This window comes from Allokutzneria sp. A3M-2-11 16 (genome assembly GCF_024213555.1).
Lineage (GTDB): Bacteria > Actinomycetota > Actinomycetes > Mycobacteriales > Pseudonocardiaceae > Allokutzneria.
Genome location: NZ_JANAVO010000038.1, coordinates 1 through 7,963, shown reverse-complemented (window position 1 = coordinate 7,963; position 7,963 = coordinate 1). Strand labels below are relative to the sequence as shown.

9 protein-coding genes, 1 pseudogene and 1 riboswitch are annotated in these 7,963 nt (G+C 71.0%); of the genes and pseudogenes, 2 read left to right on the top strand and 8 right to left on the bottom strand.

All coding sequences use genetic code 11. From position 1 onward, the window contains the following. Positions 1-278: 278 nt before the first annotated feature. The 8 genes and pseudogenes from NLX83_RS40705 to NLX83_RS40665 all read right to left on the bottom strand — a co-directional run bounded on the left by NLX83_RS40705 (position 279) and on the right by NLX83_RS40665 (position 5,669). A complete protein-coding gene (locus tag NLX83_RS40705) occupies positions 279-695 on the bottom strand; it encodes an SRPBCC family protein (protein ID WP_254240656.1) in 417 nt (138 codons plus the stop codon). 4 nt (positions 696-699) lie between these two features. Then, positions 700-1,524 carry a helix-turn-helix domain-containing protein gene (locus NLX83_RS40700; protein WP_254240655.1) on the bottom strand — a complete coding sequence of 275 codons (825 nt, stop codon included), beginning with the start codon at positions 1,522-1,524 and terminating at the stop codon, positions 700-702. A 4-nt stretch (positions 1,525-1,528) separates the two neighbouring features. Beyond that, positions 1,529-1,858 carry a hypothetical protein gene (locus tag NLX83_RS40695; RefSeq protein WP_254240654.1) on the bottom strand — a complete coding sequence of 110 codons (330 nt, stop codon included), beginning with the start codon at positions 1,856-1,858 and terminating at the stop codon, positions 1,529-1,531. 56 nt (positions 1,859-1,914) lie between these two features. Continuing rightward, on the bottom strand, positions 1,915-2,235 hold the full coding sequence (locus NLX83_RS40690) for a DUF427 domain-containing protein (RefSeq protein WP_374118873.1): 321 nt from the start codon (positions 2,233-2,235) through the stop codon (positions 1,915-1,917). A 29-nt stretch (positions 2,236-2,264) separates the two neighbouring features. Next, positions 2,265-2,435, bottom strand: coding sequence for a hypothetical protein (locus tag NLX83_RS40685; protein WP_254240652.1), 171 nt, complete (start codon positions 2,433-2,435; stop codon positions 2,265-2,267). 114 nt (positions 2,436-2,549) lie between these two features. After that, positions 2,550-3,291 (bottom strand): annotated as a pseudogene (locus tag NLX83_RS42195) (LLM class flavin-dependent oxidoreductase). Between the two features lie 73 nt (positions 3,292-3,364). Continuing rightward, positions 3,365-4,819 (bottom strand): aldehyde dehydrogenase family protein, encoded by a 1,455-nt coding sequence (locus tag NLX83_RS40670; protein ID WP_254240650.1) that lies wholly within the window; start codon positions 4,817-4,819, stop codon positions 3,365-3,367. 64 nt (positions 4,820-4,883) lie between these two features. Next, on the bottom strand, positions 4,884-5,669 hold the full coding sequence (locus NLX83_RS40665) for an IclR family transcriptional regulator (protein ID WP_254240649.1): 786 nt from the start codon (positions 5,667-5,669) through the stop codon (positions 4,884-4,886). Positions 5,670-5,795: 126 nt separating this feature from the next. Between NLX83_RS40665 and NLX83_RS40660 the strand changes: the two genes are divergently transcribed. Beyond that, positions 5,796-6,455 carry an HAD family hydrolase gene (locus NLX83_RS40660; RefSeq protein WP_254240648.1) on the top strand — a complete coding sequence of 220 codons (660 nt, stop codon included), beginning with the start codon at positions 5,796-5,798 and terminating at the stop codon, positions 6,453-6,455. 3 nt (positions 6,456-6,458) lie between these two features. After that, positions 6,459-6,544: riboswitch (ZMP/ZTP riboswitch) on the top strand. A 27-nt stretch (positions 6,545-6,571) separates the two neighbouring features. Then, positions 6,572-7,822: a serine hydroxymethyltransferase gene (gene glyA, locus NLX83_RS40655; RefSeq protein WP_254240647.1), complete on the top strand. Its 1,251-nt coding sequence runs from the start codon at positions 6,572-6,574 to the stop codon at positions 7,820-7,822. The last annotated feature ends 141 nt before the right edge of the window (positions 7,823-7,963 follow it).

Genomic DNA, 7,963 nt, shown 5'->3' with positions numbered 1-7,963 from the left:
CCGTTATGAGTACGAAACGGGGTTCTCTAGACGGCGCGCGCGGGGGTTGGGGTGTGCGGGCGCGTGGGGTGCATGGGCTGAGTTTACCTGGCGTGCGGAGTGCCTGAGGACGTGCAGGACACGGCGTAGGCGGTGTCCTGCACGTGCTCAGGAGCGGTCTTGACACGCACGGAACATCAGCCGGGGCAGCCGGGAGAACCCGTTTCGTACTCATAACGGCCGCGAAACCCGCTATGAGTACGAAACGGGAAAGGCGGGACGGGCAGCCACCGGCGGGACTACGAACTGGGCTGAGCGCGGAGCGTGCGGGCGATGACCTTCACGCCCTCCTGCATGACGGCGCGGAACTGATCGGCCAGTTCCGCGGGCCGCACGTCGCGCGTCCACACCAGGAGGCTCCGGTCGCCGTCCGGGAAGACCTGGAAAGCGGCCTCGTCGTGCTCGGGGGTCATCGTCCCGCCGATCACGGCGTAGGCGATGCGGCGCTGTTCGTCGTCGCGCGCGACGAGGCGTTCCCGCACGACGAGGCCGTTGGTGAACGTGACCTCGCGCAGATCCGGGGAATCCTTGTCGCCCAAGGACTTCGCGACGAAACCCGGTGCCATCCGGGCCGGGCCGTCGACGAAGTCGCCGATCACCTCCCACGCGCGGTCGGCGTCGAGGTCGAGCTGCACTTCGATTCGAATCGCGGTCATCGGCTCAGCCTCGCGGTTCGCGCCGCGCGCGGCTTGTACGTTCTTGCGGCTGGAGCAGCCCGCGCAGCGCGGACGGCGGGTGCCCGACGTGCTCGCGCAGCGTGCGGCTCAGGTGCGCCTGGTCGGTGAACCCCAGGTCCGCCGCGATCGTGGCGACGCTGTCGTCCCCGCTGCCGAGGCGGTCGAGGGCGCGGCGGACCCGGACGGTGTTGCGGAAGCGGGTGATCGACATCCCGGCCTCCCGGGAGAACACCCGGCTCAGCCGGTACGGCGACACGTCGAGCAGGCGGGCGAGGCTCATCAGGTCCGCCGCCTCCGGGGTGCCGTCCAGGATCGCGGCGCGAGCGCGGTCGACGAGCCCGGCGTCCCGGAGCACCCACCGCGGGGTGTCCGGGATTCGCCGCAGCGTCGCCCCCACCAGGTCCAGCAACCGTTCGACGAGGCCGAAGTCCTTGTCACCGGACGCCAGCACGCGGCGGTGCGCCAAGTCCAGCTCCGCGTCGACGCGCAGCCCGTGGAGCGGCGGCGTGCCGTTTCCGGCCAGGGACTGCCACAACGCGGGGGAGAGGCTGACCGACGTGCAGGCGTCGCTGCCCACCGGATGGGCGAAGCACTCCTCCTGCTGCGGTGCGCTGACGTAACCGACCGTCGGGTCGGCGCACATCGTCCGTCCGCGCACACGACGGCGGAACCGCCCGTGCCGCACCAGGACGAGCCGGTACCAGTCCCCGCTGGACTCCGCGGGAGACCACGCCTCGTGGTCGTCGCGGCAGCCGGCGGCGCTCAGGACGAGGTCCGGATGCGCCGCCAGCTCGACGACCGAGAGCACCGCGTCAGGCCGACCCGGCCATGCGCAGCACGCCGAAGGCGAACGAGAGCACGACGAAGGACGGCAGGGACGTCAGCACGAGGATGCCGAAGTTGGTCCGCTTGTGCCGGAAGAACAACCACGTGATGAGCGCGGAGAGCAGGAACGGGAACAGCAACCGGCCGGCCACCACGCCGAACGCGTAGCCCGACGCCGGCGCCCCCAGGGTCGCGAACAGCACGACGAACACGACGCCGTACCACACCAGTGACGACAGGACGCAGCGACCGAAGGAGGTGCCGGGCGGCGGCTGCGTCGGCGGGCCGGAGTAGGGGGGCATGGGTGCGGGATTCATCAGTCGTCCTTCACGTATGGCGTAGCGGCAGGCGACAGAATCGTGCCATGCGCTGGTCAGCCGACTGCGATGGAGACCCGATCGGGGTAGAACGCGACGTGTCCGGCGATCTCCCGCACGGCGTCGTAGGGCTGCTCGTAGACCCACACCGAGTCGGTCAGCTCCGGCTCGCCGGTGATCGTGTAGTAGGCCGCGTCGCCCTTGAAGGGGCAGTGGGTGCTGGTCTGCGTGCGCCGCAGCTGCGAGCCGTCGACGTCGTCGAGCGGGATGTACCGCACGGCCGGATAGGTGGATTCCTGGAGCACCAAGGACTTCGAGGTGTCGGCGATGACGCGGTCGCCCACCCGCACGACCACGTGATCGGGCGACGGCGTCACGGTGATGGGGTGATCTGGACCGGGAACCTTCATAGTCGTTTCAACCCGCGCCGGCGGTGGATGATTCCCCGGCCAGCTCCTCGCGTGCCTTCCGCGCCGCGCGCCACCCGGCAGATGTCGCCCAGGCGGTCGTTCTTCTCAGCGCCGGTGAGGTTCAGCAGGACGCCGCGGATGATCGACGGAGCGCACTCCTCGTGCACCTCCCGTTCGTACTCGCCGGTCCAGGCTGAAGTCCACGAAGTCCGCGCCGCAGGCGCCGACGGTCCCACCGCGGATCGAGACGTCGCGCACCGGGCGGTGCGGAAAGACACCCGTCATCGGTGCGCCTGCGCGAACTCGGCCATGCGATCGGCAAAACCCTCGTGGGAGCCGAACCACACGGCCACGGCCTCGGCGCCCGCGTCGGCGAAGGCGTGCGCCTGCTCGACGGCCTGTGCCAGCCCGGCTTCGCCGCCCTCCCATGCGAGTCGCGTGGTCGCGCGCACCGCGTCCCCGCCCAGCTCCCGCAGTCGCGCCAGCCGCTCGGCGAACTGTTCGGGGGAGAGGCCGACCGCCTGCCACTCGTCGGCGAGGGTGGCCGCGCGCCGCAACGCCGGTTCGCTGGTCCCGCCGACCATGATCGGGATTCGCCTTCGCGGCTTCGGCTCGAACACGCCGCCCTCGTGGGTGCCGTCGAAAAGCTCGCGCAGCAAGGAGATCGCCTCGTCCGTGCGCGCCCCTGGTGCCGAAGTCCGATCCGACCGCCGCGAACTCCGTGCGGTCCCACCCGATCCCCACGCCCAGCGTGAGCCGTTCCCGCGAGAGCCGGTCCACGGTGGCCGCCTGTTTCGCCACGACGAACGGGCTCCGCATCGGCAGCACGAGAACCGACGTGCCCAGCCCGATCGTGCTCGTGTGCGCGGCGATGTAGGACAACGACACCAAGGGCTCGTAGACACCGCCGTAGCGGCCGTCGCCGTACTGGCCGGGTGGCAGCAGGTGGTCGGGCAGCCACGCCGCGCGATACCCGATGCGCTCCGCCGCCACGGCCAGTTCGGCCAGGTGGTGCGGGTCCATGGCGGGTGACTCGTCCGGCAGCACTACCTGAAGATCCATACCGCGACCGTAGACGTTGACACCGGTGTCACGGTCAACAGCCGTAGCGGTGGAGGTAGGTCTTCGTCTCCTGGAACTCCTCCAGGCCGCGCACCCCGTTGAGCCGGCCGAGCCCGCTCTGCTTCACCCCGCCCTCCTCGAACTGGTCGGCGATCACGCCCCACGTGTTCGTCCACACCGTGCCCGCGCGCAGCTCCCCGCCGACCCGGCGCGGCCGGTCCACATCGCGCGTCCAGATGCTCGCGGACAGGCCGTACTCCGTCGCGTTGGCGCGGCCGATCGCGTCCGCCTCGTCGGTGAAGACCTCGAACGTGGCCACCGGGCCGAAGACCTCGCGCTGCACGATCGACGCGTTCACGTCGGCGACCTCGATCAGGCTCGGCCGGTAGAAGGCGCCGCGGGCCAGCGGTCCCGACTCGATCGGCCCACCGCGCAGCAGCGCAGTCCCGCCCTCGGCGAGCGCCCGCGCGACGATCTCGTCGACCCGGCCAACGCCCGCCTCGTCGATCAGCGCGCCCATCTCGCTCGCCGGGTCCTCGCCCGGACCGATGCGGACCTCCTCCAGCGCCTTGACCAGGCGTACCCGCAGCTCGTCGGCGATACCGGCCTCGGCGAGGACGCGGCTGCCCGCCATGCAGAACTGGCCGGAGAAGGTGGTGATCCCCTTGACCAGCACCGGCACCACGGCGTCCAGGTCGGCGTCGGCGAAGACGATCATCGGCCCCTTGCCGCCCAGCTCCAGCGAGACCGGCTTCAGCGTGGCCGCCGCGTTCGCCGCGATGATCCGGCCCACCGCGGTGCTGCCGGTGTAGCTGATCACGTCGACGTCCGGGGAGGCGACCAGCTCCCGCGCGCCCGCGTCGCCGCTCTCGGTGAACACGTTCACCACCCCGGCGGGCAGGTCCGGCACCGAGGCCACGAGATCGGCGACCAGGTTGTTGACCAGCGCGGTCTGCGCGGGCATCTTCACCACCGCGGTGCAGCCCGCCGCCAGCGCCGGGGCCAGGGACCGCACGGCCAGCACGACCGGCGAGTTCCACGGCACGATGATCCCCGCGACGCCGGCGGGCTCACGCAGGCTGGACGCGTGCAGTCCGGGCGCGACCTCGGCGGAGCGGCCCGCGTCGGTCAGCGCCATCGCGGCGAAGTACCGCAGCTTCGGCACGGTGACGCCGAACTCGATCGCGGCGTCGTGCACGGTCTTGCCGTTCTCCCTGGCCAGCAGGCGGATCACCTCGTCCTCGCGGGCGGCGAGGCGGTCGGCCAGCTCCAGCAGCACCGCGGCCCGCCGCTCCCGGTCGCGGCGCCAGCCGGTGGTGTCGAAGGCCCGGCGTGCGGCGGCGACGGCGGCCTCGGCCTCCCCGGCACCGGCGTCGGCGAAACTGCCGATGATCTCCCCGGTTGCCGGATCGGCGGTGTGCCCGATTCGCTTGGAGTTCCTCCAGGAACCGCCGATCCAATTCTTCGCATGAGGCAGAACCGCTGTCATGCCGGAAAAGTACGTGCGGCGTCATCGGCGGAGCAAGAAGGATTTCCGTCAGCCGGAAAAGCGCTTAGCGGAGCCGGTCGGAGACATCGTCGAAACGCAGTTCCTCTGAGATAACGCGGGCGGCCCCGGCGAGGCGTTCACCGACGACCGGCAGGTCCTCCGGCAGCAACCGGGTGCTCGGGCCCGCCACCACCAGCCCGCAGCGCGCCCGGCCGTAGCGGTCCACCACCGCCGCGCCGACCGCGCACACCCCCACCTCGGTCTCGTGGACGTTGGTCGCGTAGCCGAGCTCGCGGGCCCGCGCCAGCTGCCCGAGCAGCGCCGACTTCGTGCGCACGCTGGCCGGGGTCATGGTGAGCAGCTCCTCGTCGGGGTAGAGCCGGTCCAGTATCGCCCCCGGCAGCCGCGCCAACAGCGCCTTACCGCCGCTCACCAGGTGCGACGGCAGCGGTCGGCCCAGTCGCGTCCCGTGCTTGACCTGGCGCTCGGACTCGACGCCGTCCAGGAACTCCACGTACCGGCCCTGCAGCACGACCAGCTGCGCGGCCTCCCCGAACTCCTCGGCGAGCGCCGTGAGGTGCGGGCGCGCGGCCAGCCGCAGCCCGTGCGGGTCCAGCAGCCACCCGAGCTCCCACATCCCGGGGCCCGCGACGTAGCGCTTGCTGGCCGCTTCCTGCAGCGCGAACCCCTCGCGGCGCAGCGTCGCCAGCAGCCGGTGCGTCGTGGAATGCGGCAACCCGAGTTCCCTGCTGAGCTCGGTCAACCGGATCTCGCCATTGCCCGCCAGCAACCGGAGCAGACGCAGGGCCCGTTCGGCGGCGACGGTCGAGCCCTCTTCGGTTTTCCGCACGGTGGAAAGGATAACAGGGCGTGATTTGACGCCGGAAGATCATCTGGGGTCCGCTTTGCGCTTCAAAATCGGCCGCTGGTGCCGATTCTTTGTGAAGTGGGGTCCCCAGTGGGCGAATGCGGGGCGGTGCTGTTCGATCTCGACGGCACGCTGGTCGACACGCCGGGCGCGGCGGTGCCGCTGATCCGCCGGGTGGTGGCGCGGTCCGGGCGGCCGATGCCCCCGGCGCACCACATCCGGGCCTGCGCGGACCGCCCGCTGGGGCCGACCTTCGCCCGGCTGCTGGGCCTGCCGCCCGGCCACGGGATGGTGCGCCTGTCGGTCAACCGGTTCCAGGCGCTGTTCCGGGAACGGGTCCTGCCCGCCGCCGCCGAGCTGGTGTTCCCGGGCCTGCCGGAGCTGCTGGGCGGCCTGCGCGCGTCCGGGCACTCGTTGGCCGTCATCACCGGCAGGACCAGGACGGGCGCGGAGGAGCTGCTCGCGGCGGCAGGGCTGCTGGCCGAGTTCGACCTGGTGGTCGGCGACTGGATGACGCCGCGCGGCAAGCCCGCCGCCGATCCGGCGTTGCTGGCCTCGCGCTCGCTGGCGGTGCCGCCGGAGAACTGCGTGGTGATCGGCGACTCCGTCGACGACGTGCTGATGGCCTCGGCGGCCGGGATGCGCGCGGTCGGCGTGACCTTCGGCGTCGACCGGGCCGATCAGCTCGTCGCGGCGGGCGCGGGCTGGCTGGCCGGTTCCGCGGCCGAGCTGCACGGGCTGCTCCGGCCGGGAGTGCGGCGCGGCTAGGATGCGCGTGTTCGCGACTGGCGCGCCGAGGGTGGGATCGACCACCGGGGAGCGGGAGCCGGAGAGCGCCGCGCGCCTGGGTGCCCCGGCGGTCTTCGTCACGCTCGGAGGTAGCCGTGCACGTACCGAACATCCCCAGTCTCACTGACGCGGACCCCCAGGTCGCCGACCTGGTGCACGCCGAGGCGCAGCGCCAGTTCGAGAAGATCCGGCTGATCGCGTCCGAGAACTACGTGTCCACCGCGGTGCTGGAGGCCACCGGCTCGGTACTGACCAACAAGTACTCCGAGGGCTACGCGGGCCGCCGGTACTACGAGGGCCAGCAGGTCATCGACCAGGTCGAGCAGCTGGCCGTGGCGCGGGCCAAGGAGCTCTTCGGCGTCGAGCACGCCAACGTGCAGCCCTACTCCGGCTCGCCCGCCAACCTCGCCGCCTACCTGGCGTTCCTGGAGCCGGGCGAGAAGGTCATGGGGATGGCGCTGCCCATGGGCGGCCACCTCACCCACGGCTGGAGCGTCTCCGCCACCGGCAAGTGGTTCGAGAGCGTGCGCTACACCGTCGGCAAGGACACCGGCCGGGTGGACATGGACGAGGTCCGCGACCTCGCGCTGGCCGAGCGACCCAAGATGATCTTCTGCGGTGGCACCGCGATCCCGCGCACCATCGACTTCCCCGCCTTCGCCGCGATCGCCGAGGAGATCGGCGCCGTGCTGGTCGCCGACATCGCGCACATCGCGGGCCTCGTCGCGGGCGGCGCCCACCCGTCCCCGGTCGGCCACGCCCCGGTGATCACCACCACCACGCACAAGACCCTGCGCGGCCCGCGCGGCGCGATGATCATGACTGATTCTGCGCACGCGAAGGCCATCGACAAGGCGGTCTTCCCTGGTTTGCAGGGCGGTCCGCACAACCACACGACTGCCGCGATCGCCGTGGCTCTCGGCGAGGCGCTCCGCCCGTCGTTCTCCGAATACGCGCACGCGGTGGTGGCGAACGCGCGGGCTCTCGCGGAGGCGTTGGTGGAGCGAGGGTTCGACCTGGTTTCGGGTGGAACTGACAATCACCTGATTCTGATCGACTTGACTTCGAAGGATATTGCGGGGAAGCCTGCGGCTCAGGCGTTGGATCGTGCGGGTATCGAGCTGAACTACAACACGGTTCCTTATGACACTCGGAAGCCTTTTGATCCTTCGGGTATTCGGTTGGGGACTGCGGCTGTTACTACGCGTGGGCTTGGGGTGGAACAGATGCCGCTGCTGGCCGAGTGGATTGATCGGGCGGTCGTGGGTGAGGATGTGGAGAAGATCGCTCTTGAGGTTTCTGAGTTGATGTCTGCTTATCCGATGCCTGGGTTTGCTGTTTCGTAGGCTCGGCATGGCTGGGCTTCCAGCTTGCGTGGCTGGGCTTCCAGCTCGCGCCGGTACCAGCGTGGGGGTCGGCTTGACCTGGGGCCCCTTGCGCGTGCCGTTGGGCCTCTCGGGGGCACGGGATGAAACCCCGGCCCTCGC

Coding starts and splice junctions, on each gene's coding strand:
- NLX83_RS40695 (WP_254240654.1), bottom strand. CDS start 1,858: ATGAATCCCGCACCCATGCCCCCCTACTCCGGCCCGCCGACGCAGCCG.
- NLX83_RS40705 (WP_254240656.1), bottom strand. CDS start 695: ATGACCGCGATTCGAATCGAAGTGCAGCTCGACCTCGACGCCGACCGC.
- NLX83_RS40670 (WP_254240650.1), bottom strand. CDS start 4,819: ATGACAGCGGTTCTGCCTCATGCGAAGAATTGGATCGGCGGTTCCTGG.